Source organism: Streptococcus sp. CL9.43 (assembly GCF_049737935.1).
GTDB lineage: Bacteria > Bacillota > Bacilli > Lactobacillales > Streptococcaceae > Streptococcus > Streptococcus infantis_I.
This window is the reverse complement of record NZ_JBKOTS010000002.1, coordinates 201,909-227,564: the sequence shown is the minus strand read 5'-3', so window position 1 is coordinate 227,564 and position 25,656 is coordinate 201,909. Positions and strand designations below refer to the sequence as shown.

41 protein-coding genes are annotated in these 25,656 nt (G+C 37.3%); all 41 read right to left on the bottom strand.

The window, feature by feature from the left end:
- Positions 1-46 precede the first annotated feature (46 nt).
- The 41 genes from ACLNCS_RS04400 to ACLNCS_RS04200 all read right to left on the bottom strand — a co-directional run bounded on the left by ACLNCS_RS04400 (position 47) and on the right by ACLNCS_RS04200 (position 25,640).
- Positions 47-379: a phage holin gene (locus ACLNCS_RS04400; RefSeq protein WP_424847418.1), complete on the bottom strand. Its 333-nt coding sequence runs from the start codon at positions 377-379 to the stop codon at positions 47-49.
- Positions 366-821: a phage holin family protein gene (locus ACLNCS_RS04395; protein ID WP_424847416.1), complete on the bottom strand. Its 456-nt coding sequence runs from the start codon at positions 819-821 to the stop codon at positions 366-368. Before ACLNCS_RS04395 ends, ACLNCS_RS04400 begins: the two co-directional genes overlap by 14 nt.
- Before the next feature lie 9 nt (positions 822-830).
- A complete protein-coding gene (locus tag ACLNCS_RS04390) occupies positions 831-1,445 on the bottom strand; it encodes a hypothetical protein (RefSeq protein WP_424847414.1) in 615 nt (204 codons plus the stop codon).
- 3 nt (positions 1,446-1,448) lie between these two features.
- Entirely contained in the window at positions 1,449-1,673 is a 225-nt protein-coding gene (locus ACLNCS_RS04385) for a hypothetical protein (RefSeq protein WP_424847412.1), read from the bottom strand.
- A gap of 12 nt (positions 1,674-1,685) precedes the next feature.
- Positions 1,686-4,985, bottom strand: a complete 3,300-nt coding sequence (locus ACLNCS_RS04380; protein ID WP_424847410.1) for a phage tail spike protein — start codon at positions 4,983-4,985, stop codon at positions 1,686-1,688.
- A complete protein-coding gene (locus ACLNCS_RS04375) occupies positions 4,986-5,708 on the bottom strand; it encodes a phage tail protein (RefSeq protein ID WP_424847408.1) in 723 nt (240 codons plus the stop codon).
- Positions 5,705-8,725, bottom strand: a complete 3,021-nt coding sequence (locus ACLNCS_RS04370) for a phage tail tape measure protein (RefSeq protein ID WP_424847406.1) — start codon at positions 8,723-8,725, stop codon at positions 5,705-5,707. The genes ACLNCS_RS04375 and ACLNCS_RS04370 overlap by 4 nt, the downstream gene beginning before the upstream one ends.
- 111 nt (positions 8,726-8,836) lie before the next feature.
- On the bottom strand, positions 8,837-8,992 hold the full coding sequence (locus ACLNCS_RS04365) for a hypothetical protein (RefSeq protein ID WP_424847626.1): 156 nt from the start codon (positions 8,990-8,992) through the stop codon (positions 8,837-8,839).
- An 8-nt stretch (positions 8,993-9,000) separates the two neighbouring features.
- Complete coding sequence (locus ACLNCS_RS04360) at positions 9,001-9,417, bottom strand: hypothetical protein (RefSeq protein WP_424847404.1); 417 nt, start codon at positions 9,415-9,417, stop codon at positions 9,001-9,003.
- Between the two features lie 11 nt (positions 9,418-9,428).
- Positions 9,429-10,001 (bottom strand): major tail protein, encoded by a 573-nt coding sequence (locus tag ACLNCS_RS04355; protein WP_424847402.1) that lies wholly within the window; start codon positions 9,999-10,001, stop codon positions 9,429-9,431.
- A gap of 11 nt (positions 10,002-10,012) precedes the next feature.
- Positions 10,013-10,336 (bottom strand): hypothetical protein, encoded by a 324-nt coding sequence (locus tag ACLNCS_RS04350; protein WP_424847400.1) that lies wholly within the window; start codon positions 10,334-10,336, stop codon positions 10,013-10,015.
- A complete protein-coding gene (locus tag ACLNCS_RS04345) occupies positions 10,333-10,680 on the bottom strand; it encodes an HK97 gp10 family phage protein (protein WP_424847398.1) in 348 nt (115 codons plus the stop codon). The genes ACLNCS_RS04350 and ACLNCS_RS04345 overlap by 4 nt, the downstream gene beginning before the upstream one ends.
- On the bottom strand, positions 10,677-10,976 hold the full coding sequence (locus ACLNCS_RS04340) for a phage head closure protein (protein WP_424847396.1): 300 nt from the start codon (positions 10,974-10,976) through the stop codon (positions 10,677-10,679). The genes ACLNCS_RS04345 and ACLNCS_RS04340 overlap by 4 nt, the downstream gene beginning before the upstream one ends.
- Complete coding sequence (locus ACLNCS_RS04335; RefSeq protein WP_424847394.1) at positions 10,966-11,244, bottom strand: hypothetical protein; 279 nt, start codon at positions 11,242-11,244, stop codon at positions 10,966-10,968. Before ACLNCS_RS04335 ends, ACLNCS_RS04340 begins: the two co-directional genes overlap by 11 nt.
- 2 nt (positions 11,245-11,246) lie before the next feature.
- Positions 11,247-11,486: a hypothetical protein gene (locus ACLNCS_RS04330; protein ID WP_424847392.1), complete on the bottom strand. Its 240-nt coding sequence runs from the start codon at positions 11,484-11,486 to the stop codon at positions 11,247-11,249.
- Positions 11,487-11,497: 11 nt separating this feature from the next.
- Entirely contained in the window at positions 11,498-12,673 is a 1,176-nt protein-coding gene (locus ACLNCS_RS04325) for a phage major capsid protein (protein WP_424847390.1), read from the bottom strand.
- Positions 12,658-13,248 (bottom strand): HK97 family phage prohead protease, encoded by a 591-nt coding sequence (locus ACLNCS_RS04320; RefSeq protein ID WP_424847388.1) that lies wholly within the window; start codon positions 13,246-13,248, stop codon positions 12,658-12,660. The genes ACLNCS_RS04325 and ACLNCS_RS04320 overlap by 16 nt, the downstream gene beginning before the upstream one ends.
- The gene (locus ACLNCS_RS04315) at positions 13,232-14,434 is read right to left on the bottom strand and encodes a phage portal protein (protein WP_424847386.1); all 1,203 of its coding nucleotides are present in this window, start codon (positions 14,432-14,434) and stop codon (positions 13,232-13,234) included. Before ACLNCS_RS04315 ends, ACLNCS_RS04320 begins: the two co-directional genes overlap by 17 nt.
- 19 nt (positions 14,435-14,453) lie before the next feature.
- The gene (locus ACLNCS_RS04310) at positions 14,454-16,184 is read right to left on the bottom strand and encodes a terminase large subunit (protein WP_424847384.1); all 1,731 of its coding nucleotides are present in this window, start codon (positions 16,182-16,184) and stop codon (positions 14,454-14,456) included.
- Positions 16,177-16,569, bottom strand: coding sequence for a P27 family phage terminase small subunit (locus tag ACLNCS_RS04305; protein WP_001118282.1), 393 nt, complete (start codon positions 16,567-16,569; stop codon positions 16,177-16,179). The genes ACLNCS_RS04310 and ACLNCS_RS04305 overlap by 8 nt, the downstream gene beginning before the upstream one ends.
- Positions 16,570-16,733: 164 nt before the next feature.
- Complete coding sequence (locus ACLNCS_RS04300) at positions 16,734-17,066, bottom strand: HNH endonuclease (RefSeq protein WP_424847376.1); 333 nt, start codon at positions 17,064-17,066, stop codon at positions 16,734-16,736.
- A 131-nt stretch (positions 17,067-17,197) separates the two neighbouring features.
- Complete coding sequence (locus ACLNCS_RS04295; RefSeq protein ID WP_186822913.1) at positions 17,198-17,485, bottom strand: hypothetical protein; 288 nt, start codon at positions 17,483-17,485, stop codon at positions 17,198-17,200.
- Between the two features lie 161 nt (positions 17,486-17,646).
- A complete protein-coding gene (locus ACLNCS_RS04290; protein ID WP_006150443.1) occupies positions 17,647-18,189 on the bottom strand; it encodes a site-specific integrase in 543 nt (180 codons plus the stop codon).
- A 186-nt stretch (positions 18,190-18,375) separates the two neighbouring features.
- Positions 18,376-18,780: a transcriptional regulator gene (locus ACLNCS_RS04285; RefSeq protein ID WP_424847373.1), complete on the bottom strand. Its 405-nt coding sequence runs from the start codon at positions 18,778-18,780 to the stop codon at positions 18,376-18,378.
- 57 nt (positions 18,781-18,837) lie between these two features.
- On the bottom strand, positions 18,838-19,293 hold the full coding sequence (locus ACLNCS_RS04280) for a hypothetical protein (RefSeq protein WP_424847371.1): 456 nt from the start codon (positions 19,291-19,293) through the stop codon (positions 18,838-18,840).
- Positions 19,293-19,520 carry a DUF1372 family protein gene (locus ACLNCS_RS04275; RefSeq protein ID WP_424847369.1) on the bottom strand — a complete coding sequence of 76 codons (228 nt, stop codon included), beginning with the start codon at positions 19,518-19,520 and terminating at the stop codon, positions 19,293-19,295. The genes ACLNCS_RS04280 and ACLNCS_RS04275 overlap by 1 nt, the downstream gene beginning before the upstream one ends.
- 3 nt (positions 19,521-19,523) lie before the next feature.
- Positions 19,524-19,907, bottom strand: coding sequence for a YopX family protein (locus tag ACLNCS_RS04270; protein WP_424847367.1), 384 nt, complete (start codon positions 19,905-19,907; stop codon positions 19,524-19,526).
- Complete coding sequence (locus tag ACLNCS_RS04265) at positions 19,904-20,416, bottom strand: DUF1642 domain-containing protein (RefSeq protein WP_424847365.1); 513 nt, start codon at positions 20,414-20,416, stop codon at positions 19,904-19,906. The genes ACLNCS_RS04270 and ACLNCS_RS04265 overlap by 4 nt, the downstream gene beginning before the upstream one ends.
- Positions 20,406-20,600, bottom strand: a complete 195-nt coding sequence (locus ACLNCS_RS04260; protein WP_424847363.1) for a hypothetical protein — start codon at positions 20,598-20,600, stop codon at positions 20,406-20,408. Before ACLNCS_RS04260 ends, ACLNCS_RS04265 begins: the two co-directional genes overlap by 11 nt.
- Positions 20,601-20,609: 9 nt before the next feature.
- Positions 20,610-21,026 (bottom strand): single-stranded DNA-binding protein, encoded by a 417-nt coding sequence (ssb, locus tag ACLNCS_RS04255; protein WP_424847361.1) that lies wholly within the window; start codon positions 21,024-21,026, stop codon positions 20,610-20,612.
- Positions 21,027-21,028: 2 nt separating this feature from the next.
- On the bottom strand, positions 21,029-21,520 hold the full coding sequence (locus ACLNCS_RS04250) for a MazG-like family protein (RefSeq protein ID WP_424847359.1): 492 nt from the start codon (positions 21,518-21,520) through the stop codon (positions 21,029-21,031).
- A 1-nt stretch (position 21,521) separates the two neighbouring features.
- Positions 21,522-21,746 carry a hypothetical protein gene (locus ACLNCS_RS04245; RefSeq protein ID WP_424847357.1) on the bottom strand — a complete coding sequence of 75 codons (225 nt, stop codon included), beginning with the start codon at positions 21,744-21,746 and terminating at the stop codon, positions 21,522-21,524.
- Positions 21,743-21,940 (bottom strand): hypothetical protein, encoded by a 198-nt coding sequence (locus ACLNCS_RS04240; RefSeq protein ID WP_424847355.1) that lies wholly within the window; start codon positions 21,938-21,940, stop codon positions 21,743-21,745. Before ACLNCS_RS04240 ends, ACLNCS_RS04245 begins: the two co-directional genes overlap by 4 nt.
- The gene (locus ACLNCS_RS04235; protein WP_424847353.1) at positions 21,940-22,857 is read right to left on the bottom strand and encodes a phage replisome organizer N-terminal domain-containing protein; all 918 of its coding nucleotides are present in this window, start codon (positions 22,855-22,857) and stop codon (positions 21,940-21,942) included. Before ACLNCS_RS04235 ends, ACLNCS_RS04240 begins: the two co-directional genes overlap by 1 nt.
- Before the next feature lie 16 nt (positions 22,858-22,873).
- Positions 22,874-23,179 (bottom strand): hypothetical protein, encoded by a 306-nt coding sequence (locus tag ACLNCS_RS04230; protein ID WP_424847351.1) that lies wholly within the window; start codon positions 23,177-23,179, stop codon positions 22,874-22,876.
- Positions 23,176-23,895: an HNH endonuclease signature motif containing protein gene (locus tag ACLNCS_RS04225; protein ID WP_424847349.1), complete on the bottom strand. Its 720-nt coding sequence runs from the start codon at positions 23,893-23,895 to the stop codon at positions 23,176-23,178. Before ACLNCS_RS04225 ends, ACLNCS_RS04230 begins: the two co-directional genes overlap by 4 nt.
- Positions 23,896-23,908: 13 nt before the next feature.
- Positions 23,909-24,139: a hypothetical protein gene (locus ACLNCS_RS04220; RefSeq protein ID WP_424847347.1), complete on the bottom strand. Its 231-nt coding sequence runs from the start codon at positions 24,137-24,139 to the stop codon at positions 23,909-23,911.
- 10 nt (positions 24,140-24,149) lie between these two features.
- Complete coding sequence (locus ACLNCS_RS04215; protein WP_424847345.1) at positions 24,150-24,353, bottom strand: hypothetical protein; 204 nt, start codon at positions 24,351-24,353, stop codon at positions 24,150-24,152.
- On the bottom strand, positions 24,350-24,544 hold the full coding sequence (locus ACLNCS_RS04210; RefSeq protein WP_424847343.1) for a hypothetical protein: 195 nt from the start codon (positions 24,542-24,544) through the stop codon (positions 24,350-24,352). Before ACLNCS_RS04210 ends, ACLNCS_RS04215 begins: the two co-directional genes overlap by 4 nt.
- A gap of 2 nt (positions 24,545-24,546) precedes the next feature.
- Positions 24,547-24,858 carry an excisionase gene (locus tag ACLNCS_RS04205; RefSeq protein ID WP_424847341.1) on the bottom strand — a complete coding sequence of 104 codons (312 nt, stop codon included), beginning with the start codon at positions 24,856-24,858 and terminating at the stop codon, positions 24,547-24,549.
- Between the two features lie 74 nt (positions 24,859-24,932).
- Entirely contained in the window at positions 24,933-25,640 is a 708-nt protein-coding gene (locus tag ACLNCS_RS04200; protein WP_424847339.1) for an ORF6C domain-containing protein, read from the bottom strand.
- Between the last annotated feature and the right edge of the window lie 16 nt (positions 25,641-25,656).

The window sequence follows — 25,656 nt, the reverse complement described above, 5'->3', positions numbered from 1 at the left end:
CCCTTTCTTTTAATAAAGAAAGAGAACCCAAAAGGGCTCTCAACTATTATTTGTTCATCCAAGCATCATTCATTTGCTTGACTGCTGACTCAACGAATGTGTCAAGGTCACTGTCAGTCATGTGGATGTTATATTTGCTAAGTTCTGCACGGATTTTAGTACGTGCATGTTCCAATTTTTCATGACTATTATAACCAGTAGTGAAAGATACCTGCTCAACTGCATTTACTGCGTTCTTAGCAAGGATTTCAACAATCTTGATTATTTTCTCTCCGCCTTTTTGAACAAGATATTCTTTAACAGCCTTAACTGCTACCCCTACCAAGATAACCAGAATGCTGATTGCACCATTAAGTAAAATTTCATTAATTTGTTGCATCGTCTTTCTCCTTTACTTCAACTTCGATTTTATCTTTTTGGTCGATATTAACCAATAACTGCCCAATCTTACGAGCATTATCTTTCTTGATTTGATTGATATACGGTTTCAGGAACTCAGGAAATGCCAATCCAATCATTTCCCAATTCTCAATAACTGAGAATAGATAATTGAATGAGAAAAACATAGTCCAAGCAATTCCAAAACTACGAAAACCAAGGGAACGTGCGTACATGGCAACAAGCAAGATAACGACAAATACAATGAAATGTCGAATCAATCCCATTGTTCCAATCTTGCTATCAAATCGCTTAGTCTTGAATGCTTTGATGTAACCTGTCACAATATCCAGTATCATCAACCAAAAAAAGAGGTGGATGTATGGACTATAAGATAAATTCTTGAGGTGTTCTAATAATTCATGAAATGCTAAATCTTGCATATACACCTCCTATTGAATATGCTGAGTGTCTAGTTCACTAGATGGTTTCTCTGGTTTTGGTTCAATCCACTTCCAGATGCCAATCTTTCCATTTTTGTCAAGGTCTTCTAGTTCGTTTAGTGGTTGCCCTTGATAAGTGAATTCTTCATTCACTTGAATCATAATACGCTTTCCTTCCTGGAACTTCTCAATATGTCCAGGATTCTCAAGCGTGAAGATTTCTTGTGGCTTGTACGTCTTACCAATTTGACCAAGCTCTACCAATTCAAGCCCACGCTTGAATACTGTCGGATCTAGTGGATTGTCTACGTCAGTTACCTGAGCCAATACCGCCCAATCTGCTACTGCCTTAACTTCTGCAATTTTAGCATCTTTCTCAGCTAGTTTAACCTCGTATTCTTGAGCTTGTGTGTGTAAATCTTCTTGTAATTTCTTCACGCCATCTGCGGGATTTAGCTCGGTAGCTACTTGACCGAGTACCGCTTGGATAAGAACTTCGTCCGTTTCATTGGTACGATCACCAATCAGGACACGGTCAAAAGCCGTGTAAGGCGCTTCTTGGCGAATTGCTACAAATGTGCGGTTAGCATCTTGTGCGTATTTATTTACTACTTTAAACGTCATATATTATTGTTCCTCCTGTGGTTTATCTAATTCTTCTGCTACTTTATCAAATAGAGCTTTTAGCTCATCATTTGACTGTAAGACTTTGTTGATTTTTTCAAGTTGTTCGTGAATTCGCTTAAATTGTTCTTGTGCTTCGTCACGTTCAGCAAGGCTGAAAGCCTCATCAATTGTCTTATTTGTTAGTTGAATGCCTAGATTTTGAATAACTTTTTCTGATATGTTCATATTTACCTCGTTTTATTTTAGCGGTCCGTACATTCTAGTCGTATAGAATTTTTCTGTTTTTTTATTGTCGTGTAACAGTTTGAGATTTGCATATATATCATTAAATAACAATAATAAATTATAATTCGGCCCTCCAGGAGAGAATTGCAAAGTTGTACCCTCTCCGTATTTTACACGCAACGCAGTGTAACCGTAGTATTTTCCACCATCGGAGTGGTTTGCGACTAAGTTAAAAGCATGATCTCCACGCATGTAGATACCTACACCGCCACCATTGTCACCACCCATAGCTCCCCAAACTTCATTTCCAGGGCCTCTAAACGCTAGCCCGTTGGAATCCCATGATGTCCTCCAACCGGTATATCCACTTTGCATCCGAATTTGCCCAGCGTTCAAATCAAATACTGAGTTACCATTTGTAGATGAAAGTAGACCGCCTTTAATGTGGTTAGCTGTGAAATCAATTGACTGAATTCTAGTAATCGTCGCTTGTTTTGCGAACAACTCATCAATGAATGCTTGTTGTGATACTAACCTCTGAATGAATGCAGTGTCAAATTTAACCTTCTCAGCTGTGACTGCTTCAGCATCTAATATCGTAGTAGTAACTGAACCAGCTTCAAAATTAGCGGTCTTGAGTTTATCAATCATAGCTGATTTGATAACCGCATTGTCAATTAAAGTGTCACCTGTAATGTGAGTGGCTCGGCCAATAATGCGATTGTTCCCATTGGCTCCTAAATTGATACCAGAGATTAAATCCCCAGCGCTATTTAAATTCTTGATTGCGTATGAACCAGCAAGCTGCGTTACTTGTGTCCGTGTTGCTTCAACGGTCCTTTTTGCTTCCTCAGCCTTTTCAGCAACTTGAATAGCCTTTGTTTGAGCGCTTTCTGCTAGTTCTTTAGCTTCTTTTGTTTGTTTGTATGCCTCGTCAAATTGGCTCGGTTTAAAGCTACTAGTTCGGGGGCCACGTACCAACATAGGCTCTTTAACTTCTACCCAACCATTTTTTACAAGATAGAAGAAAATAGGGAAGTTCCCTACTTGGTCAAATTCAAGATCTTCTGTCATTTTGAACGTACCTTGAAAATCAATCCAAACGTTTCGGACTGGTGTTTCAGGATTGGCAACAATTTTTGTTAAAACATCTTTATTTCTTGTGTGATTTTTAATAACTACCACAAATTCATGGTCTAGTTGTCGTCTGATTTTATACTTAAAACCGAGCGTGTACACTTCGCCTTTTAGGATTTTAGGGACGTAAATAGGTAACGTGAACCCGCCCCAGTTATAGCCAGTCAAGCCTTGAGCGTCAATATTAAACACACCGTAATCAGTGTTATAGATATCGACTCCGTTTCTCTTGTTAACGATTGTATGTTTATCAAGCTTTTCAGAATTGACAATCAGGTTGTTATCAGATACTACTAAGTCATTGACTTCCGTTTGAAATATCTCGTTAGTCATAACCAAACGTGAAATCTTATCAGGTAAGCCTTGCTCTGTGTTCCCTAAAACCCGCTCGTATAACTGACTTGTTTCTCTAACACGTTGGAAGTCTGCTTCGTTGACCTTGCCAGCAACTTGACTTGCAATGTCTGTAATACGTCCGTCAATACCTTGCTTGTATTCTGCTAACTTAGCTTCATTATCTCTTGTGAGCAACTCAAAACGCTGTCTTGTACTTTCAACGTTTTCTGTGAAGGTACTTCTAGCGACATAATCTCTCGATAAGGTTTCACGAATAGCATTTGTTTGGCTAGCTGCTTCTTCTCTAGCATAACGCTTCAATTCTTCTTGACGTTGTCCGTCCTTGTCAATGAATGATGTTATTTCTCCAATTTTCGTTTTTATGCCTTCAGTCGTTTGATTGACTTCAAGCATTTTTGAACCATATTCATTTTTGAAATTAGCAATTTCGTCTTCTTGTTTGTTCACTCTACTAGCTATTGAAGCGAATGTGATTTGAGTTTTTTCTGCAATATCCTTCGCTTCATCAGCTAACTCCAACCCTGCTCTAGCCTTCTTCAAGGCTTCTTCTGCTTTATTCTTCGCTTCTTCAAAACCTGATGGACTGAATTCATGAAATCGTCTGTTGATTTCGTCAGATAATGAGCGTTTATCTTCTTCGGATTTAGCTTTTATTAACTCAATACCATCCTCAACTTCTTTCTTTAGTTGATTTGATTGATGTTCAAAAGCTAAATCAGCATTTCTAGCAGCTCTTTCAATTGCAATTGTTTGGGCTGAATAAGTTGCTCCAAGAATAGCATTTGTCACATCAGAAATACCATTTGATACTCCTGAACCACCTACACCTGCTTTATCATCGAACTCTAAAGAAATATATTCTTCTTTCAATGCATCGTATTCATAAGCGACTGCTTTCTTATAAATATCTACATTGTGCTTCAAACTTTTGATGTTTACGATGTCGCCTAAATGAACTACCTGACCATCTAATTCATAGGCTTCGATTTTGATTGTGTCAGCAACTTTATCGATGCCTGAGTTTGTGAATTTAGCCTGTGCCCATTTTTTCAACTCTTCAACAGTTTTAGCATTGTTGTTTTCATACTCTTTCTCGTTGATATAGGGATATGAGTTAATTAGTGGACTATCGACAGTAACCTTGATTGTTGTTTCGTTTTCAGAATCTTCAGGTTTGAATGTAGAACGAGCATGGATTCTTGTGATAACATTTTGTGAGTTTTTTGAGCGTTGATAGGTTTTCAAGTTCTTGTGTGTAGTGATTACTACACCTCGATTCTCACCACGACTTTTTTTGATCGCCAATGATAAGTTATCTCGAACTAGTTCCCCTTCCCATGTTCCAACAATGCTGTGTTTACCATCAAGCATTGCAGAGTAGACAGTCTCTGTCTCTGACATGTTGAAGGTTCTTTGTTCTTGTATGTCGCTTGAAAAAGAAAAATCACCAAGATCCGTCTTAGCATTTTGAACCATTTGAGAAAGTGCTACTGAACAGGTTTGGTTTGTGACTCTCACTGGTTCCAAAGACCGCTGCATGATGTCATCTGTGATATGATATGCTGTTATTTCAAGATAATCATTTTCCTCAACAGGCTTCTTTATACGGAACAACTGAGCTCCTAAAACAGGTGTCGGAGCTTTTATCAACATGTCTTCTTGGATGAGTTGATAAATACCAGAGTCAGAAATAGGATATTTCACTGTTAAGGTGAAATCGCCATTCATCCTCTCTTTAACAACCGCTGAAGTTGCTTCATGAAGAGGTTCTCCATTCCATCGAACAGTTCTCACATCTTTATCAAGTAAATAAAGCAATTATGCCCACCCCCAAACCGTCTCAATTTCAAGCGATTGAATCCCTGGGCCTAGGACAACACCAACATTTTTTGCTTTTGCTGGATCAACCGTGATAAAATCCCCTGACCATTTAACTAGCTTCCCTGTTGTAGTTTTGAAACTAGGATTATCAGGATTATTTACCATCACAAGTGATTCTGAGAGTTTTTCGAGACGAATAACTTGACCAGCAATTGTAAATGAAGTCTCAGTAGCATTTTGACCAACAATTGTGATTTTAGGAAAGGCAAGAGCAGAGCCTTGAGTGGTTAAAACCCCGTTTCTTGTTAATCTCTGTGTGTCGGATGTCTTAAAGTATTTGGTAGGATGACAAGTGAATGTTACTTTTGTCATATAAAGACCAGGTTGTGTTTCTTCAAGGTCACTAGCATTGGCCTTATAACACCAGAGGCGGGTTGTTTTGACTCGCTCGCTTTCTAACCAAAATTTTTCACGAATAAAAAGGCTCATGAACTGATTCATCTGTTCTTCAGTTGGTTTAACTAGATAAATCGTATAAGATTTTTGAACTAATTTACGATGTTTGTTGGTCTGAACAATCGCTCCGCTAATGCCACCATGTTCTAAGAGTTCTGTCTTACTTTCTCCTAAAGGAATGGAAGGAGAATCATGGACAATGACTTTGAAAGGAAAAGACGATGTTCTTACACCGTCAATTACAAGTTCATTATACTTTATCATGCAATACCTCCTCTCAATTGTGTCTTACGTTGCAATTCATCAGCAATTCGCTGTGCTACTTGGTCAGCAATTCTACTGATATCTGCTTCTTCTCTTACGATGTTTCCAGTAATTGTAATGTTGATGCTTGTTGGATTATCTCCCATAGTCTGAGCAATACCACGACCAATCGCTCCAAGTGTTCTTTCGTTAAGTGGTAATACAGCTTCATTCCCAGCTTCACCACCAACCATCATATTATTACCATTCATGCCAAATATAGTCGGTTTCGTCATGATCCCACCTTTGGCATACCACTCAATACCAATTCTAGGTATTTGACCTTTTAGCCAATCAAGAGGATTAGCTGATCCAGATACGCTAAAATGAGGTAAGGGAATATGTGGCCAACGAATGTTGAAATTAAACAAATTTTTGATGGTACTGATAGCTGAGCTTACGAGGTCTTTTGCTCCATTTATAGCATTTCCAATTGAATTCTTGATTCCTGTCCAAACATTTGAAACAGTATTTGAAATACCATTTAATACATTTGAAATTGTACTTGAAATCCCATTCCATACATTTGAAATTGTACTTGAAATAGCATTTATCGTATTTGAAATGAATGATTGAATGGCTGTAAAAATGGTTTGAACAACATTTTGGATAGCATTCCATACAGTCGAGAACACTCCCTTGATTGTTTCCCAAGCTCCTGACCAGTCCCCAGTTATAATTTGCATAACTGTCTTAATAATTCCAAGGACAACATTAATTGCAGTTTCAACAACTGTTTTGATGATTTCCCAAGCAGTAGTAATGACTAGTTGGATATTTGCCCAAGTGGCTTGGATTTGAGGCCCTAGATAAGCCATGACTGTGTCAATAACTGTTTGGATAGTGTTCCAAACAGTTTCTGTACTAGATCGAATAAGCTCTTGGTTTTCGTTCCACCATGTCACAACTGTTCCGAATATGCTAGTTATGAAATTAGATATTTCACTGATAACAGTATTGATTACGTTTAATATTGCATTCCAGACAGTAGTTACTACTTCACGGAATCCCTCGTTAGTTTCCCAGAGATATTTAATTCCAATAATGAGGCCTGTTATTGCTGCTGCTATCAATGCAGCGGTTCCAATTATTGGTAATGCTGCTGTAACCATTGCCCCTATTGATGTCCCTAAAGCAACTGCTGCTGCTTGTAATGTTAAGAATATCGGTGCTAGTATCCCAGCGATAGTGACGATACCTCCAATAACAACGATGAATTCCTTAACAGGTCCAGGTAAACCACTGAACCATTCTGCTATGTCTTTTACTATGTTTCCTAACGCTTCAAAGGTAGGAGCTAGAGTTTCAGCGATTGCTGCGCCTAACTCTGACATTGCTAAAGTAACTGAGTTTTGAGCTGTCTTAAATTTGTCAATTGGATCAAGAGTAGCTTCAAAAGTGTTTGAGACTGTTCCTACTGAATTTTCAGCTGCTTCGGAGAATGTTTGAAAATCAAATGCTCCACGCTTGATAGCGTCAATCATTTGAGGTGCTTTTTTAGCACCAAATATTTCCATTGCTAGTCCCATTGCTTCGGTTTCGCTAGTAGTATTCTTTATCTTATCAATTGTTTCGATAAGACCTTCTTTCAAAGTTTTACCTTGTTTAGCATAAGTTCCTGCTGCTTTTGTTAAACCTGACAAAGCACCTGAAGCATCTACACCACTCGTTTCAAATTGTCCAAGAAGTGATACACCTTCTTCAAAAGAAAGGCCTAACATTTTAATTTGCGGTGCACCTTCGATTGCTTTCTTCATCAAATCATCAACTGATACACCAGTTGATTGAGCTGTGTAAGTAGTAGAGTCTAGGACTTTCGCTAAATCACTGGTTGATAACTCGTAAGCTTCCAAGGCTTTACTTGCTGAAATAGTTGAATTGGTAATATCTGTACCGTTAATTTCAGCAAACTTAATCATCTCGATAGAAACATCTTTGAGAGCATCGCCAGTTAGACCAAACTGTGTGTTAACCTCTCCGACTGCTTCACCAGCCTTGCTGAAATCGGTTGGGATAGTTGTTGCGATGCTTGAAGCGATATCTTGCATTTCTTTCAAACTATCACCAGTTGCACCAGTCTTGGTCACGATAGTGTCCATGCCTTCGTCAACTTGTCTGAAAGCTTCTAATGCACTTTTCCCAAAATCCACAAGCTTCTGGCTGATATCTGATAGTTTCTCAGAAAACTGATTAAGTAACTCTGCTTTTAAAAGGTTGTTTGTCTCGCCTAAAGTGTTAGCAGCTTGTTTGCCAGCGCTACCCAAGTTTTTCATTTCTTGAGAGAGATTTGAGTATGCTGTTTTAGCTTGATTCAGTTCCGCTTCCATTTTGTTAGCTTCAACTGAATTCTCGCCATATTCTTTCTTAGTTAACTCTAACTGCTTTTCGAGATTTTCAATCTGCTTAGCAACAATAGAGGATTGAGCACCAATCTTTTTCTGTGCCAGAGCTAGTTTTTCAGATTCGCTAGCATTAGCACCTAGCTGACTTTCTTGCAGTTTAAATGAACTTACGACTTTTTCAGATTCGCTAGCAAGTTGTTTTTGCTCTTTCTGTAAGTTTTGAAGCTGACTTTTATTGCTTTGGGTAGCATTACCATTCTCAGCTAGTGCTTGGTTGACGTTTGCTAGTTTTCCTTTATAGCCTTCAAGAACATTCTTAGTAGTTTCTACTTCACGTTGAAATGCTCGATACTGATCAGCGCCAATATTCCCACTCTTGAACTGTTGTTCAACCTGAGATTGTGCCTGTCTTAAAGTTTCTAGTTTCTCTTTTGTATTAGAAACCTGTTTTTGTAGGACCTCTTGTTTTTGAGTTAATAGAGTTACATTCCCTGTGTCGAATTTTAAGGCTTTGTCAATCTGCCTTAATTCCTGTGTTGCATCTGTTGCAGCTTTATTGACATTCTTGAGCGCCTTCTGTAAGGGTTGCGTATCTCCATCAATCTCAATCTTGATGCCTTTAATATTTCCTGCCATATTTCCTCCTTCCTCTAAAAATAAAAAGCGCTGAGAGAACATCTACGACTGATAATGCAGTCAGATCAATGAACTTGACCTCAGAATCGCTCTCTAAGCACTCCTTTTCCTTTAAAAATTGTCAAAATCAGCTTGGTTGGCTTTTCGCTCGCCTTTTTTACTTTCGCTACGTAAATTCACATAATCCGTTTGATAATCTAAAGCCATCCCGATTGAAATGTTCTTCAAATCATCAATAGATAATCCTGTTTCTTTACAACAAGACAAATAAGATTCTACTGTGAAGATTTCCTCGCTAGCTGTTTCTGACTGGTCTGGGACTTTTTTGTTGACATGCTTGCATTCAGCATTCCCATCAACTCAGGTCCAATTTCTTGGATTGGGAATGTTTCCATTTCCATAAAGAATTGTTCGTATGGTTTGATGTGTGGATTTGCAGTTTTAGCAAAAGTCCAAAATAGACGATTAAAGAATGTCATGTCAAAATCTGATAAGATTGAGATATCAACTTCATTCAATTCTTTTTCGTCAGAATTCAGTTTGTTCAATTCAGACATAAGGGATTGATTTTGCAACATTGAGAATAAATCCTGGAAATAATCCTTACCGAATTGTTGCTTGTAGGCGATTGGAGTATAAGCGCTTGTTCCCAACTCATACTCTTTCTCACCAACCATGATGATTTTGCGCATACTATTTCTCCTTAACCCACAGAGTTAGGTTCATAAACTTTTTCGAACCATTTGTTGTAGACTTCATTGTTATCAGCTGAAGTGATTGAACGTTTAATAACTGAGTCAAGTGGACGAGGACTAGCTTTGAAAGATAGTTCACGTTCATTTACGTTTGTACCGTTTTTAGTTGATGATCCATTTGATGGGCGACTTGCTGAACAGTAGTAAAGAACATGACGAGTCTTGTTTTTATCACCAGAGAATTCAAACATAATAGCGAATGCTGTTGGTTCTGCATCTCCTTTTTCAGTCATGACACCAGTTTGAGAGTCTTTGATTTCTCCTAAAATCTTAGTTGCAAATGCTTCGATGATATGAGGTACTTTGAGTTTTCCATCATATCCTTCGTTTGAGTTGATGAAATGGTAGTCAATATCGTCTGCTTTAACTGCTCCAGAATCACCTTTTGGATCTAGCGTTAAGTCCATTGCTCCAGGGAAACGGAATACTTCATCATAAGTAATCACTCCGTCTGCTCCAATTGTTTTAACTGGTGCAATGTGAACATTTTTTAAACCAAACGTTACTTTGTTTTCGGGCATGTCATTCCTCCTTAATATAGATAGACTGTATAAGGCTTGACATATAACCTTTCAGTCTCGATAAATGTTTCTTCTTGAGCTTCAAAAAAGAGCTCGTGGGATTTCCACAGCTCTTCTAGTTGCTCTTCCAAATCTTCATCCTTGCGCTCAAATGCAAGCTCGACTGTCACGCTCTTAATCTCATGATTAACCGTGTTGTCAGCTGCATTGATTGCTGGACTAGATTCGTAGTAAATCAGGTAAGGCATATCTGGGACTTCACCCTCTTTATACGCTCGGTAAGTTACAGGTAAAGTTGATTTATCTAAAATATCAGCAAACTCTGAGAGTTTCATTGGCCAATCTCCTTGATTCTTTTTTCAAAATTTTCGATAGCTTTTTCTTCAACTGGTTTAATGTGGACTATACCAGATACACGACCACCGCCTCGTAGGATGTGCCCGTTCTCAAGTAGGTGAGTAAGACTGGCGACAGAATTAAATACAACATAAGAGCCATTTGCTAGCTTCTTCTTTTTCCAGCCTTTGCGATATTTTCCGTATCTTTTTGGACTAGTCTGTCTTAATTCCTGTACTGCTTCCTCTGCTACCTCTTCAGCAATCTTTTCTACTCCTTCAGAAAACTCGGTTGAATATGAAGCTAGCTCTTTTGCGATGAAATCAGCGAGGTCAATGCTCATTCTAATTTCTCCGATAAAGTCAATTCCAAAATTTCAGAATCAATTGGATAGGTTTTTAAGACACGATATTTCTTGTCTTCGAAAACGGCATTTTCTTGATTATCGTATTCAAAATTGTGAACTTCAACAACTAAGCTAGGCCTCAATCCTGCTTGATTGGCTTGATAAAATTCAGAGCGAGTAACTTTCTTTTTGCGACACAAAATTGTCACTTCAACATCTTCATAGATTGGTTGTTTAAGTTTGTCCTTACCTTTGATTTTCCTAGAGGTCAGTGTGATTTCATTATTCCACATTCTTAACCTCTTTCTTTGACGATAATTGCAAATTGTGTAATCGCCACTGAAGGTGTCGTGGCATATCCACTCCACCTTCGTAACGATAAGCAGCATAGTCAACAATAAACATTTCATGATCAGCACGGTCAACGACAAGCTCAACACCGAGATTGTCGGTCAATTCAGTGATGACACTTGAAATGATTTTTTCTAGCGGCTTGTCTCTCAGTTTGGTTGAAATACCTAACTTGAGTTTCAGCAACTCTAAAAGCTGAAATTCATTCATGTTTATTCCTCTTCTTCTGCAACGGGCTCTTCTACAACTTGTTTAGATTTTGTTCTTTTAGGTTTTTCGTCTGGCACTTCTTCGATAAAGATTGAGCCAGCACTATTCAACCCGTTCAAAAGACCGTTGATAAAAGTTTCAGTCGGTTCATGCCCTTCACGAGGAAAGGCATCACCAACAGAATAGTCATGTTGTTCAGGATCGTTCAAGTCCTTAAATGGACGGATTACTGTATAGCTCAAAGGCCACCTCCTTACCCGACAGCGTCAGTGTAAGTGCCAAAGAATCCAGCAGCTTCATCTACTTTCTTAACATCCAAGCGAATGAATAGTCCAAGCAATTGTCCATAAATGTCATTATTTACCCATTTGACAGATACTTGAGAGCGGTCAAATAATCCAACGAATTCAGCGATGTCACCGATAAAGAATTTCATATCACGCTCGCTACCAAATACTGTATCGTCTACTGTGTAGATAGTCTTTCCACCGAATGAGTAACCAGTAGGTGATGTGACATCTGGTTGGAGCATATAGTTTCCATTTTTGTCTTTCACTTTGTCAAGCGCTGCAAACATTGATTGAGTTACTACGATACTTGCTTTATAAATTGGTTTAAGTTTTTTGTTGTAGATGTCTTTGATACCATCAAATCCAGTAGCATCGGCTGGAGTAGCTGTTTTTAGAACTTCTGCAACCAATGAAAGTTCAGTGTTTTCCCCTTGGTTAAACACTTCTTCTTCAACGATTTCCATGATGTCGTAATCTGCATCATCGATCATTTCTTGTGATACTGGGATATAGCCACGATATGTTTTGATTGAGTAAGTAACATCAGTGATGTTTGGTTTTGCAAGTTCTGGATTAGCCTTCAATTCATCTGTTGATGACATTTTTGCATCGCTTTTCTTGATAACTGGATATTTACCACCACCGCTGTTAACTTTTACACGCTTCACAAGGTCCAAAAGTGGGTTGCGTGTTTTGTTTACAAAGTGTGGTTTCAACACTTCAGTAGGGATTAGGGCTGCGCTTCCTGAGTCAGTAGTTTTCAATCCTACGATGTCACGAGTTTGACCAGAGCGAATGTATTTTGCGATTGCATCACGTTGTTCCAATTTTTGTCCTCCACGTTGTTCTTCCTTACCTGGGTAAGTTGGTGCTTTGCGATTTAGTTCTTCAACTTGTTTTTTTAGATCTTCAATTTCTTTTTCAAGTTGTGCTTTTTCTTCTTCCTTTTCGTCCAATTCTTTTTGGATTTCTTCAAGGTTCTTTTCAACATCTGAAACTTCTTCATCAGTTCCAGCTTGTTCCAATTTAGCAGCTTCAAGTTCAGAGCGTTTGTTCAATTCTTCGATTGATTGCTCAAGCTCTACTACTTTGTCTGCTTTATTGCGCATACGAGCGCCCAAAATCAATGATTTGTGCATAGATTAAATTTCTCCTTAATTTCTTTCTTGCGCTTGTCTAGCGCTTCACGATTGACACGCTGTTGACTTTCAAAGTCTTTCTGTCGTGCAGCAATTTCTGTTTGTGGATATGCTGGGAAAGTACATGGGCTCACTTCAAAGATTTCTAATTCTAAGATAGTGTCCAGGTACGAACCGTCAGCACGTTCTTCTGTGTTGATTTTAATCGGGATAAACCCAAAGCTACATCCGACGACATCACCACGTTGAACACGAGCGTAGGCTCCAATGGCTTGCGGGTCCTCTTTGTTGATGATGATGTCTCCAAAAAGTCCAATCTCATCAACTCCTAAAGTGACCGTTCCATTTCCAGTACGACCAAGAACTAAACTATCATCATGGTTAAATAATGCCCTGATGTCAGCGTTTTGAATTGCTTTTTCAACTCCTTCACGCTTAATCACTTCAAAATAACCTGGCCATAATTCAGTAACTTCATCAAACTTGATAAAGTAGCCACTCAAAATTAAATCACCAGTTTCGCTTTCTTCTCGTGTTTTAAATTGAGCGGTACGATAACTATTCCGTTTGTTCATTCTCTTCCTCACCTCCTTTCAACTTCTTCTGGTCCCCAAGTTTGTCTTGTGGGATATAGTTTTCAAGAGCAAGGAGCTCATCCATATCAGGATCAGGCGGCATTCCTAACCAGTCTCTCCACTCGTTTCTTCGCATTGCCATACTATTAGTCATCTGTTGTGCTACTGATGACAATTCTGTAATATCGTAAGAATATAGCGAGCGAGCGTTAAGCTTGAAATACCGATTGTTTGAAACTAGTAAGTCTCTAGTTAAGGTCTGAGTGATTGTCGTTGCAATACTCATTACTGTTGTATTGACAAAGTTGTTGTATTCTTCTTTGTTGAAACTTCCAACTCCCAAAATAAAAGCTGGAACTCCCAAAAGCCCAGCAACTGTTTTCTTGTCAATTTCAACGGATTCATTAATAGCAATGTCTTTCAAGCTTAGCGGTTTAACCTGTTCAACGCTCATGAGAGCGTCAGGGATAATCCACGGTTCACCAGATTGACTAGTGCTGAGATATTTCTTAGCAACCATGTCACGACCTTCTTGAGTTGCTAAGTCTCCACTTGAAGAGTCAACCTTCACAATCAAGCTTGGAACATTTTTCCCACTCATAAATCCTTTTTTGATTTGAGTAGCAAGATTTAAGTTCCTAACGATATCTCTCAGAGCAAGCCTATATCCAGTACCGACAAATGGATTGTCTGGGTCTGGGTTGATTGCAAAGTGTACAATTTCACTTGGATTGTAATCGGTCCCACGATAATTCACGACATAACCGATATCATTACTTCTGAAAGATACTTCACTCATTGCGAATGGTCTCAAGTTCAAAATATAATCATTCACAGGATCATACTCAACATGAAGAACCGAATTACCATCACCAAACAATAAAAGGTCACGCACGATCTTGAAAATCCAAGTCTTACGAGTCATATTGTCGCATGGGTTTACATCGATTTTTCTAGCTAGTCCGTCTTTTATTCGAACATCGCCTTTGTCGGTATTTTCCATCAAATGAATTGTCATATTGGAAACCATGTCAGCAACCTTGTTGACTGCTGCAATCACATCAGGATTGCGAGCTAAAGGAACATAACCATCACCATCAAGAAACAAACCAAAGTCTGAATGAGTGATGACATTTGTACCACTTTGAGTTTTACCTCGTTTCAAAATCCTATCTAAAAGCCCCATTTTCTCACCTCCTTTCCCTCTACTTGAAGAAGCTCATGACATCCTGGTTCTTACCAAGGTTTGCAAGAGCTTGGATACAAGCAAAAACGCTGGCATCGAACAAGTCAATTCTTGCAGTACCACCGTCACCGTCTAATTTTTCATATTGCACAGCATCATCCACTTTCTCAATAGCTCTGACATTACTTACACAATACTCGTAAGCATCGGAGTGAAGATAATAAAATTCTTTATTTTTTACCTTGAACTCAATTCGTCTGAATCCCTCTGACTTTAGATAGAAAAGCTGTGGTTGGTCAATCATCTTAAACCGAGCTTGTTTCATTTTGGTCAGGAACTCACGACCAAACTTCCTATCCATCCCGACAGCGGCAATCTTGAACCCTTTTTCTCGCATCTTGACGAACCATTTAACGATGTCATCATAAAGGACGGTTGGAGTGTTGCTCATAGTCAACCAACCATCAGACTGCCACCCAAAGAGTGGAATCCCGTCATCGTTAGCCTTTTTCTGAGCGTTAACTCGAGGGAAGAAAGCGTGTGTGATACAGATGTCAATATCTTTCTCTCCGTCATGGTAGACTCCGTATAATGCGGCTGCGGTCAAGTCGTGCAATCTAGACAAGTCAGCTCCACCATACCACTGAATAGGCAAGTGTGCTAGCTCTTCCAATGTCCAATCGTATTGACTATCTGAAGCAATGAATTCATCAGGATTGAAATAAGCATTCATAGAGTTTGTGAAGACATTCAAGGTCTTGTTGAAGAACTCATTCCTAGTCTGTGGATCATTCATAGCTTGTTCTGCTTCTTCTTTCAGAGCCTTAAGCGATACCGTCACACCCCATGAAGGGTTCGCTTTTTTTAGAACGTTCTCGTCCAGGTAATCTCCTACATCTCCATCTGTGTTTTGGTCAGCTTTGCAGATGAACATGAACAAGGAATCATCCTTGACTAATTGCTTGAGGACCTTTTGACAATATTTCAGGCGGTTAGCAAGGAAACCAGTAGGAATATCCCCAGCAGTAGAGATAACAAAAAGCATACTGTTTCGGTATGCTGACATTGTTTTCTTCATAAGTCCGTATTTCTTGCTGTTCCTCATCGTGTGAGCTTCATCCAAGATAATAACGTTTCCGTTCAAAGAGTCCAGACGACTCTCATCGTTGGCCAGTGCCTGAATGAAGAAAGAACCTTCATCACCAAAGTTAGCGCTGATGGAATGTTCCTGGTTATTGTCCTTGATACGAATGTTCTTGTCATTCCATCTGTCCACATTGAACTTCAAGAAACCGAATGCTTCCATCGCTTGCTTGACTGAGTTTGCAACGATGTAGCATTTTGAACCGCTATCTGTATCTAGCACCTGATAAGCAAGAGCGATTGCGGCAGTAAATGATGTTTTCCCGTTCTTACGAGCGAGCATAATAAGCGCTTCTTTAAACCTGCGCTCATTCGTACCCTTATAGTAAAACCCGAAAAGATTAACTACTACGAAATGTTGCCATGGTTGCAAAAGTAATGGCTTGTTACGGATGGACACCGCAAACATATCATCACCTTGCTGATGGACTATCGTGTTCTCGATAAAGTGGACAACGAAATCAACGATTTCTTCATCCATTTCAAACTCAGGATTGTCAAGGTCACGAATGAACCTTTCAGCAGCAAGGATGTTTTCTTCACAATGTTCATCTTTGTGAGAAATGACGTATTGAGCATACTCTTTTGCTTTATCAAGATTACCCATTACCAGTCACTCGCTTCTTCTTGATTTCATTCTTGAACTTCAAGACCTCAGTAAGAACTGACTCTCCCTCTTGCTCGACTACTTCACCGAGCGACTTCGGATTCATCATTAGCTGATTGGAATAGCTGAGAATGTCTTTTCTCAAAATTTCCATAGCTGTCAAGATTGGAACTTTCCTCTCGTTCTCAGCGCCAGCTTTATTGACATAGGTGTCTGTTACTGGATAACCCATATCAGCATAATCTTGAGCAAGTTTCTGATACTGGTATAGCATACCAGCAAAAATGTCAATGATCATTTCGAACTCTTTCCGATAAGTGCCCAAGTCTTTCATCTGCTTGACCACTTTTGACTTAATCGACTTCGCTGTAATTGGTTTAGCCAAAAAGTACCTCCTTCTGTCAAAATTGCTTAGTTTTTATCCCCTTTTTGTTTGAAGGCCTCCGACTTGGAAAAAGTTCCCTTCACCGGTACCCAACAGCCCAAAAAATATTTTTTTTTAGGTGGGGGGGTAAAAATAAAAAATCGAAAATTTTAAAAATTCGATTTTTACAAAATTTCCTTTTTTTGATTTTTAAAAAAATCCTCAAAATACTTTTTTCGTTTTTTCTGCCAATATAATCCCTGATTAATTACTTTGTCATTCACTCTGTCATGAAACGTGTTATGTTTTTTGTTCGTCAATGGCAAACAATTCCATTCAACGAATTCAAGTTCAGGATATTCTGACACAGGAAAAATATGATGGACCATTTCTGCTTGAGTAGAAATTCCATAGCGTAAACTTTCTTGACAAAGATAGTCATGTCTGCGCATTACTTTGTCACGGAACTTTTCCCACTTCTTAGACTTCAAGGTTTGTCTGATAGGTTTGTTATACATCTCAAACCTCCTTTCTCAATATAAAAGGGACAGGTCAATGACCTATCCCATCTCATACAAGAAATCCATGCTATCATAATAATTCTTTTTTTGTGAGAAAACAATAGCTTTTATTCTCATTTTTTAAAACATTAATGATCATCTGGGAAGTTAAAACGTTTCGAGATGAATTCTATAGTTTGTGGATCTGTATCTATGTTTACTTCTGATTCTGGAATTATAGAAACTTTTGTTTCAGAATCTTCCAGTATTTCTTTTTCCCAATCTACAAGAATGTATGTACAATCTGGTCCGAACTCTTTTGGAATGACATTGTACCCAACTATCTTGAAATTCACTCCTGGATTATTTTTAATGTCTTTGTTCAGTTTGTTAATTGCTCCAGATTCAAACAATATATCACGATATTCTTTAATCATGTCATACTCCTTTTTCTATGTTGTTTTACCTCTCACTTTCACATATCTTATATTTTGTTAAACTCACTCTAAAACTTAAACCCTTACTAGTCATAGGTTTTAAAGCGTTTCATTTTTTTAGTTTATGCTTAACTCATTATGTGAAAGTAATATCTAAAAAATTAAATAACAAAGTTCCGTAGTGCATCATCAAGTTCTGCTTGTTCAATTCCTATGTATCTCAGTGTGATTGCTGGTGATGAGTGATTGAACATCTTTTGTAATGTCCCTACGTCCTTTGTCTTGTTGTAGTATTTATATCCAAAAGTCTTACGCATTGTGTGTGTTCCGACATTGTCAATGCCTAACTCTTCTGCTGCTTCATGGATGATTTGATAGGCTCGCTCACGAGTGATCGCTTTATTCTGCCCTTGCCTACTTTTGAATAAGAAGTGGTGGAACGGTTTGCCTTCGACATATCTTCTCATTTCTTTTTTGAGTTCTTTAGTCATCCGTCTGGTTATCTGCTTTCCAGTTTTCCTTTCCCTTAGTTTAATGTGCCAGCCTTGGACATCTTTCACTTTCAGAGTAAGTATATCTCCAACTCGCAATCCAGTATTCAGACCTGTGATGAATAACATGTAATACATCTCATTCCATTCTTTTAGATAATCTTTCATGGCCTGGATGTCATCGCTATCTTTTATTGGTGATACATATTCCATGTTTTACCTCCTTTCTGCAAAACAAAAAGCCAGCGTTTGCTGACTCTTGACGATACTTCTGTTGGACAACTTTTCTGACTAGAATTAAGGATGTCTCCCAAAGTGTGATTTGTGTTTTTGTTTCAGAAGTTCATGCTATCATGTTATATCGTTTAAAATGAGAATACAACAGTTTTTATTCTCATTTTATGCAATCCCTTTGATTTTTGCATAGGTTTTTAAAATTGTTTTCCTTTTGCGATAAATAGTTGCATCACTCACGAATAGTTTACCAGCAATTTCTTCCCATTCTAACTCTGATTGCCCCCATCTTAAATCAAAAATTTCACGTTGTTCTGTCGTTAATTGATCTAAAAATGTTTCAACAGTTTCTTTAAATAACTCAAGATTTCTTAAAGGTACATCACTGCTTAATTTTATTACTGTATTCTCAGTTGGTTTGCTTATGCGATTACCTCTACTGCCTACCAGTTCTTCACCATTTTTTGCCATAACTTCAGCTGTTCTAACCCAAATATCACGATCTACTTCTTTAAATTTCAAAAGTTCCCTATCTAAGTAATACAGCTCACGACTATTCAGTGCTCTCAAATTTTACCTCCTCAAGTATTGTTTTTTATACCTGTTTTCATAATTCAATATTATCTCCTATTTGTGTGTTAGTCTTGGTAAAACTTCATTCACAATGAATGCATAGTTTGGAGTGAGTATAATTTTTAAAACCGAAAATGTAATATAAAGGAATCCGTTTGTACAAGTCGTGATAAAAACTAATTTCACTAATCTTCCCACTTTTTTCTTTTTTTCTTTTTTTCTAGCTTTAATTTCTTTAAGTTCTTCTCGATCTTCATATTCCCAGCTATAAACATAATCTCCATGACAACCGAAATATTCAAGCGTTGACATAATCAAAATGCAAACCGATATAATTACAAGTGGTAAAAAAACAAATTGCAGAAAATTGAATACATCATACATCATCTTTTCTTTTAGCAACGTTTCATAAATCTGTGGTGCATTCCCTTTGAAAGTTGATAACAAAGAACTTACTTCATCCGTTGTCATGTTTAGCATCTTTGCAAGTGCTTGTAAAACATCATCCATTAAATTTCCACCTCTTCCCCTACTTCAATATTTTTATATCGTTCCTCACTCACCACAAACACGTTTCCATTAACAGTGACAGTGAACAGCTTTCCGATTTTCTTCTTAGCTTCCACCTTGCCAGTTATCTGATACTTGCTATCAGCATGATAGACTAGCAAGGGTTTCTGTTGTATGAATAACAAGCAAGTTGTTAGTAAGGCATAGCCGATTAATAAGCGTTTCATGGCTCAACCTCCAAAAAGTTCTGGATTTTCGTAAATGTTGCCTACAATTTTAGTTTTATACTTTTCGATAAAACTTATCACATCCATAATTACCGTAGTATTTGGAGTCCGACGGATCTTCACACGATAAGCGCCTCTTTCATAAAATACACTAGTTATGTATTTATTGTTCTTTAAGATATCCCCCTCAAAGATTTCCTTGCCATTTTTATCAAAGAGTCCTGTTGATTGCATGAGTTCGATTTCGTCGGGAGATACTGTAATATAATCATTCATAACTGCGTCATTTAATCCAATTTCTCCTAACGAATCAACATTAAACCACATATCTGATATTGACATCATTCTTCCTAACTCACAATGCCACGCTCTGAATCTTGGTATCATTCCGTTACCTCCTCAACTTCCACGCCAGGGCAATCAAACACCCAGCCAAAGCCTGCATCTTCTAATTCTTTGCGGGTGTGTTTGGTTTCATAAGAGGGGTTTTCGCTTGAGTCTGAAAAATACCATTGTTTTAACTGTTTATTAAAATTTAAAGTTCCGTATAGTTCGAGAGCGTTTTTCAACTTCACAATATACTTCGGTTCTTTCTCGACCTCGTAGCCTTCAATCCAAGCAAGGGCAAATATATTTACATTTTCGCCTAAATGGAGCCATTTTGTGACTTGTTTGTTTTTTGCAGTAAGTGTAAAGCACATCGAAGCCAGCAAGTCCCAACCGTTCGATTTACTTTTCTCAATCCAATCCGCCACAAATTGAGGAATTTTGACTTTTTCTGGTTCGTCTAGTTGACCGACTAAACCAAGTACAACTTTCTTGTCAATGTATGGTCTATATTTATAATCTTCTGCTGGTAAGGCTTCGATTTTTTCGATCAATTCTTTAACATTCATCTTCCAACTCCTTGATTTTACTTTTTAATTTCTTCACTCGTTTCTTCCAGAAGCTACGTTCTTCTGCTCGTGAATGTGCAAGTGATTTAACGCACGGTTCAGTCAGTTTCTCGATAAGAGTTTCTGCTTTCTTAATTTCTCGCTCATAGCTTTCAATTAGCTGTTTTTTTAAATCATCATTCATATAAATCACCTAAAATGGCATGTCATCATCTGAAATATCCAAAGGATTTGTAGCTCCGAAACTTGCTGGCATCTGATCTTCGATATTTGCCTGGTTTGCAGAATTATCACGCTTTTCGAGTAGTTGGAATGTGTCGGCAACCACTTCTGTCACATAGACATGTTGCCCTTGTTGATTATCATAACTACGAGTCTGAATCCGACCAGTAATTCCTACCTGGTTTCCTTTTTTACACCAATTTGCAAAATTCTCAGCCTGTTGTCTCCAAATCATGCAATTAATAAAATCGGCTTCACGGTTGCCATCTTGATTTTTAAAATTACGATTTACTGCAAGATTGAAAGTCGTGATTGCGATATTTGATGGTGTATATCTTAATTCTGGATCTCGTGTTAATCGTCCTACAAGTGTTACATTATTAATCATTTTTACAAATCCTCCTCTTTAACAAAAACTCCGTCAATCATCTTACCTTTTCGGTCTTTGATTACTTCATAAGCTTCATCTAGGCACTTTTCAGCGGTGGTTTCATTATAGAGTGAAATCGTACTGATGACGCTATCTAGAAACATTAAGTCTGACTTGATCAGAGGAGTCTGTGTCTCGTTGTGGCAAACATGTGAATATAATTTCTGAGCAATGTTTCCGAGACTTGAAACCATCAATAACAATTCAAGCTCTTGTTGATTAGCTGAAATTTGAGCACCATTTTTAATTTGTTGTTCAAAGCCAATCATTACAACTTGAATATCCCCAAGAGCATCATAAATTAGTTCAGGTTTATCCTTTGCAATTCCTTCAAATAATTCTCCTGACTCTTCCATCAGTTTCAAGAACTGTTTAATAGGATTCGCTTCATGCAAATTTCTATCAATAAACCATTGCTGTACTTTTTCTTCTAAACCTTTTTTTGTATTCATTTTATATTTCCTCCGTTTTTTTCTGTGTAATTAAGTAATAACAATCGACTGCTCCATAATCAATTCTAATGCCATCTTCACTCATGCTTTTTCTAAAACGTGGATAGTTGATAGCTGAGTAACTAGCTTGATGTTCTTTTAATTTATTAATAGCGCATTGAATATGATTGAAGTTTCCTAGTTGAATTTTTCTGTGACCGTTGAATATAAAATAAAGTTCAATCATCCATCAACCTCCATTGGATAAAAATTACCATAGGAAACTCTAAGTGCTTTACTTACCTGAATAGCAGCGCCACGAGAAACAAATTTCATAGCTTTCTTTTCTTCTGAATAAGAAATATCTATTCCAGTAGTACCTACTTCAACAGATTTTAAGAAAGGTTTATCTTTTTTCATTCCGTGTTTCAAAATGAACATTATTTTGCCCCTTTCTCAAGTCGATTTAGCATTTCCATTTTCTTTTTTTCTAGCTCTCTTTTGGTTTCATCACTTGTGTTATTCACATAGTCTGGATTAGACCATTCAGGAACATTTGATTTTTTATTTGATTGATTGATAGAACCTTTATTCTTATTCTCTTTAAAAGTTCTCTCACGTTCATCTACTGCTGCAACTGTCAAAATCCCATCATTTTTCCAATTTGTCAAAATCGCTCTGATATAACTAAAATTTCTTTTACCGTTATCAGCAGCAAGCCCAATTGCTTTAAGGATAACTTCTGGTTCCATTTGATCTAGCTCGACAAATTCTTTTATGATTGAAAATTGAGTTCCGTCTAATGGTGAAATACGAGATTGATATTCTTCGACAATGATTTTAATTTGATTTTCACTATTATTTTGATTATTAATATTCTTATCTTTATCTAATTCTTTATCTCTATCTTCTTCTGTTGCGTTACTTTCCGTTACTGTAACGTTACATGTAACGTTACTACCAAGAGCAAGGTTTTTCTGTTTTTCTCGGTGTCTTGCAACTCGATTGCGTGTTTGCTCCTTGATTTTTTCCATACCATCAATATTCTGATGTTTTTCCCAATTTGGCAAAGCGATAATACCATCAATGATTTCAATCATTCCGAATTGCTCAAAGATTCCAAGGGCCATTCTTACGGTATTTAATGGTCTTCTGAAGATAGTGGCAAGCATTTCATCAGTATAATGAACCTTATCTGACATCATAAGTAGACCGTTTCGATTGTGTTTACCAGCAAGAGCTAGGATTTTGAACCAAATCACTAAAATTGCATCATGATCAGGAAGCGCATCGATGAGACAAATCTTCTCATCATCAAAAATATCTGTCGTAATTTTGATCCATTTAATTTCAGACATAGTTACCTCCTAAATCTTATGACTTAGATCTCCACTTTCTGCGATTAGCTCGATATGACATTTTCATATCTTGAAAAATAGTGTGGCTTTCTAATTCCATTTTTTGTAGTCTCAATAGACTATTCTGATTAGATAATTCTCGATAATCTTTTACTAGTTTTTCATAATCTTTAAGGTATTCTCTGATTAATAACAATTTTTTACGATTATTTTCAAAAGTCGTAAATTTATATTTTCTTAATAATGAGTCTTTTATAATGTCTTCGTAAATTTGAATTTCAATATCAACCCATTTGATCAAGCTATTAAGGTCTTCTTTCATTCTTTCTCTTTCTTTTTTATCTCGCTATCTAATTTAATGATTCCTAAACCTAATTTTGTGATCTCGGCATCTGAACTAAAATATTTCTTCTTGTTCATCTGAGCAAGTTCAGAGTTTGTTACCAGTACTAAATTAGAAATATCATAGTTATTTTTATTTCCATCCAAAAAACAAATATTGTGGTTTTCTGGTATTGGCCCGTGATGTTCTTCCCAAACTATTCGATGTTTCCATGCCCATTTATTAGGTTCAGCAATCTTTTCTTTTGCATAACCATCAACTGTAATTGTGATTGTTCCAACTGGTAGATGATTTAATGGTAAGTTTCCTTTTTTGAATTGACCACTATTCCTTGGTCTATTTGGATATTTTTTGCCCTTATTGTAAGGTGTGTGTCCTTTTTCAAATCGACCTGTTAGACCACTTAGAAATTTATTATTTCCTCGATATGATTTTATTTGCTGGATTGTTAGTTTTAGTCCAAATTTACTATTCATTTCATCAGTAATCTCTTGCATAGTTTTACCAAATTGATGTTCTGAGAAATATTCATGTTGTTCTTTTGTCAGTAGTCTATTCTGAAAAATATTACCTACTGGTAATCCTAAGCGTCTACGAACACCACCTATTTGAGTCTTCGTATAATTCGTGCCAAATTTCTCGTTTAGCATTCTTGTAACTTCAGGAGTGACACGTCCAGGACATATTTCGTACATGTACTCTGTGTACTCATCTTTCCAGCAAAGCGATCGGGGCATTGATTTCACCTACTTTGTCTTTGAATTTTTCAGCATCTAATGCAAGCTGTCCTGCTTGTAATATTTGACTTGAAACAGCAACCATCTGTTTTGAACGTTTGATTTCAAGTTTTAATTCCTCTGTTGTAAGGTCTCTATCGTCTAGTGTTTCTAATTGAGCGAAAAGTGTATTTGTCAAATCTGTTAATTTATTTCTAACCATTATAGACTCCTTATTTTTGCTTCTTTGATAAACCTACGGGCGGTTGCACATCGTATGTGAATTGTTTATCTGAATTTCTCAAATTCATACGAGCAATATTACTTGCGATTAGTTGTCTGTTTTCCTTTTTAGACTCTGCTCGATCATCTAATTCATTTACTAATGTCCAGAGTAAAAAAAGTATTACTGTTACGAAATAGATATATTCAGTCATTTTGTGTTTTCCTTTTCTTTATAGATTGCTACGATTTTTTCAAGATCTGCTATTTTTTGATTTGCTTCCTGGTATCTGATTTGTAATTCAATTAATTTTTGATTGATTTCCAGAGCAATTTTCTTCCAATCAAGGTTTACTTCTTCAATAATCCCTGAAAAATATAATTTTATTTTGTTTAATAGACTCACATTTAAACTCCAAATTGTTTTTCCTTTTTTAGATTTTCTAACATCTCTGCTAGTGACTCTTTTTTTGAACGGTAACGATTTCTGCTTTTCCACTTCACGAAAAGGCGAAAACCTTCGTAATTGATGAATACAATTTTATGTGTTGGATTATCAATAAATTGTTTAAAATCTGGGTGTTCTCTCATCTCAGTTGCCCAGACTTTAGCAGTCCCTGGAGTTAGTCCTTCCCACATTTGACATAGGTGCTTGTAGTCTCCGTGAGTAGCTTTTTCATTCACACCTACTGGTTTGTAAGTGATTTCTGCTTTAGGCATAGATTTTATTTCCTTTCTGTGATATAATTCAGTTAGTTATTTTTAGTAAGCGCCTGACTTTGTTAGGTGCTTTTTTATGTGATGTACGAATTTAATTCCATGATTTTCATCTTAGTGTTGGTGCTCGGCTCCCATGTCATCCAATATTTCAACGCTGCTTCTGCAAATTTCTTTGGCAGTAAGTCATAGCGACTGATATTGAAATGATCCTTGAAATCAATCTCAGCTTGTCTAAAGACTGATTGAGCGAATGTCTTATCTGCATAAGCTGGACTGTCAATTCCACCAAGGCAAGCTACCACTCTAGCCTTGCGTTTCTTCAGTAGTGATTGTGCGTAGCTTGGATGAATCGGTTGTTCATTCTTGAGATAGTCGATATCTTCTAGCATTGTGACTTGTTGTTTCCGAAGTTCTTTTTGCCCAGTAAATAGAGCAATGAAGGCATCTTCGTCTAGGTCCTCACGGATAAAACCGCCCTGTCTTCTAATAGCTGGGAGGACTTCTGATGTCACCCAACGCTTAAATTCTTTCGCTTGTGGAAGCTTACTTGAAAGAATGAGAGAGTAGAGACCAGATTCGTTGATAACTGTCTGATTTCTCATTTGACCTGCCGTCGCGATTTGCGACGTTAGCTTATCATCTTCATCAACGTGTTTTGCTAGAGCATCTCTTGAATTTACATATCCAAGAATCTCCGCTATATCTTTCCCGACAAACCACGGCTCGTCATCAAACATCACTGTTCGGACTTCTTGTCCGTGAAAATTAAAAATTTCGTTCATAGTATCCCTCTCTAAA

Excerpts from the sequence above, each read along its gene's own strand:
- ACLNCS_RS04250 (WP_424847359.1), bottom strand. The coding sequence starts at position 21,520 with ATGAATACAAAAAAAGGTTTAGAAGAAAAAGTACAGCAATGGTTTATT.
- ACLNCS_RS04325 (WP_424847390.1), bottom strand. The coding sequence starts at position 12,673 with ATGCACAAATCATTGATTTTGGGCGCTCGTATGCGCAATAAAGCAGAC.
- ACLNCS_RS04265 (WP_424847365.1), bottom strand. The coding sequence starts at position 20,416 with ATGAATGTTAAAGAATTGATCGAAAAAATCGAAGCCTTACCAGCAGAA.
- ACLNCS_RS04235 (WP_424847353.1), bottom strand. The coding sequence starts at position 22,857 with ATGTCTGAAATTAAATGGATCAAAATTACGACAGATATTTTTGATGAT.
- ACLNCS_RS04215 (WP_424847345.1), bottom strand. The coding sequence starts at position 24,353 with ATGACTGAATATATCTATTTCGTAACAGTAATACTTTTTTTACTCTGG.
- ACLNCS_RS04390 (WP_424847414.1), bottom strand. The coding sequence starts at position 1,445 with ATGACGTTTAAAGTAGTAAATAAATACGCACAAGATGCTAACCGCACA.
- ACLNCS_RS04270 (WP_424847367.1), bottom strand. The coding sequence starts at position 19,907 with ATGATACCAAGATTCAGAGCGTGGCATTGTGAGTTAGGAAGAATGATG.
- ACLNCS_RS04385 (WP_424847412.1), bottom strand. The coding sequence starts at position 1,673 with ATGAACATATCAGAAAAAGTTATTCAAAATCTAGGCATTCAACTAACA.
- ACLNCS_RS04240 (WP_424847355.1), bottom strand. The coding sequence starts at position 21,940 with ATGTTCATTTTGAAACACGGAATGAAAAAAGATAAACCTTTCTTAAAA.
- ACLNCS_RS04200 (WP_424847339.1), bottom strand. The coding sequence starts at position 25,640 with ATGAACGAAATTTTTAATTTTCACGGACAAGAAGTCCGAACAGTGATG.
- ACLNCS_RS04295 (WP_186822913.1), bottom strand. The coding sequence starts at position 17,485 with ATGATTAAAGAATATCGTGATATATTGTTTGAATCTGGAGCAATTAAC.
- ACLNCS_RS04350 (WP_424847400.1), bottom strand. The coding sequence starts at position 10,336 with ATGAAACTCTCAGAGTTTGCTGATATTTTAGATAAATCAACTTTACCT.
- ACLNCS_RS04345 (WP_424847398.1), bottom strand. The coding sequence starts at position 10,680 with ATGAGCATTGACCTCGCTGATTTCATCGCAAAAGAGCTAGCTTCATAT.
- ACLNCS_RS04275 (WP_424847369.1), bottom strand. The coding sequence starts at position 19,520 with ATGAAACGCTTATTAATCGGCTATGCCTTACTAACAACTTGCTTGTTA.
- ACLNCS_RS04220 (WP_424847347.1), bottom strand. The coding sequence starts at position 24,139 with ATGGTTAGAAATAAATTAACAGATTTGACAAATACACTTTTCGCTCAA.
- ACLNCS_RS04355 (WP_424847402.1), bottom strand. The coding sequence starts at position 10,001 with ATGCCCGAAAACAAAGTAACGTTTGGTTTAAAAAATGTTCACATTGCA.
- ACLNCS_RS04370 (WP_424847406.1), bottom strand. The coding sequence starts at position 8,725 with ATGGCAGGAAATATTAAAGGCATCAAGATTGAGATTGATGGAGATACG.
- ACLNCS_RS04375 (WP_424847408.1), bottom strand. The coding sequence starts at position 5,708 with ATGATAAAGTATAATGAACTTGTAATTGACGGTGTAAGAACATCGTCT.
- ACLNCS_RS04310 (WP_424847384.1), bottom strand. The coding sequence starts at position 16,184 with ATGGGTAATCTTGATAAAGCAAAAGAGTATGCTCAATACGTCATTTCT.
- ACLNCS_RS04290 (WP_006150443.1), bottom strand. The coding sequence starts at position 18,189 with ATGGAATATGTATCACCAATAAAAGATAGCGATGACATCCAGGCCATG.
- ACLNCS_RS04300 (WP_424847376.1), bottom strand. The coding sequence starts at position 17,066 with ATGTATAACAAACCTATCAGACAAACCTTGAAGTCTAAGAAGTGGGAA.
- ACLNCS_RS04230 (WP_424847351.1), bottom strand. The coding sequence starts at position 23,179 with ATGAAAGAAGACCTTAATAGCTTGATCAAATGGGTTGATATTGAAATT.
- ACLNCS_RS04320 (WP_424847388.1), bottom strand. The coding sequence starts at position 13,248 with ATGAACAAACGGAATAGTTATCGTACCGCTCAATTTAAAACACGAGAA.
- ACLNCS_RS04395 (WP_424847416.1), bottom strand. The coding sequence starts at position 821 with ATGCAAGATTTAGCATTTCATGAATTATTAGAACACCTCAAGAATTTA.
- ACLNCS_RS04340 (WP_424847396.1), bottom strand. The coding sequence starts at position 10,976 with ATGTGGAATAATGAAATCACACTGACCTCTAGGAAAATCAAAGGTAAG.
- ACLNCS_RS04360 (WP_424847404.1), bottom strand. The coding sequence starts at position 9,417 with ATGCGCAAAATCATCATGGTTGGTGAGAAAGAGTATGAGTTGGGAACA.
- ACLNCS_RS04315 (WP_424847386.1), bottom strand. The coding sequence starts at position 14,434 with ATGGGGCTTTTAGATAGGATTTTGAAACGAGGTAAAACTCAAAGTGGT.
- ssb (WP_424847361.1), bottom strand. The coding sequence starts at position 21,026 with ATGATTAATAATGTAACACTTGTAGGACGATTAACACGAGATCCAGAA.
- ACLNCS_RS04335 (WP_424847394.1), bottom strand. The coding sequence starts at position 11,244 with ATGAATGAATTTCAGCTTTTAGAGTTGCTGAAACTCAAGTTAGGTATT.
- ACLNCS_RS04280 (WP_424847371.1), bottom strand. The coding sequence starts at position 19,293 with ATGGATGATGTTTTACAAGCACTTGCAAAGATGCTAAACATGACAACG.
- ACLNCS_RS04205 (WP_424847341.1), bottom strand. The coding sequence starts at position 24,858 with ATGCCTAAAGCAGAAATCACTTACAAACCAGTAGGTGTGAATGAAAAA.
- ACLNCS_RS04245 (WP_424847357.1), bottom strand. The coding sequence starts at position 21,746 with ATGATTGAACTTTATTTTATATTCAACGGTCACAGAAAAATTCAACTA.
- ACLNCS_RS04400 (WP_424847418.1), bottom strand. The coding sequence starts at position 379 with ATGCAACAAATTAATGAAATTTTACTTAATGGTGCAATCAGCATTCTG.
- ACLNCS_RS04225 (WP_424847349.1), bottom strand. The coding sequence starts at position 23,895 with ATGTACGAAATATGTCCTGGACGTGTCACTCCTGAAGTTACAAGAATG.
- ACLNCS_RS04260 (WP_424847363.1), bottom strand. The coding sequence starts at position 20,600 with ATGAATGATGATTTAAAAAAACAGCTAATTGAAAGCTATGAGCGAGAA.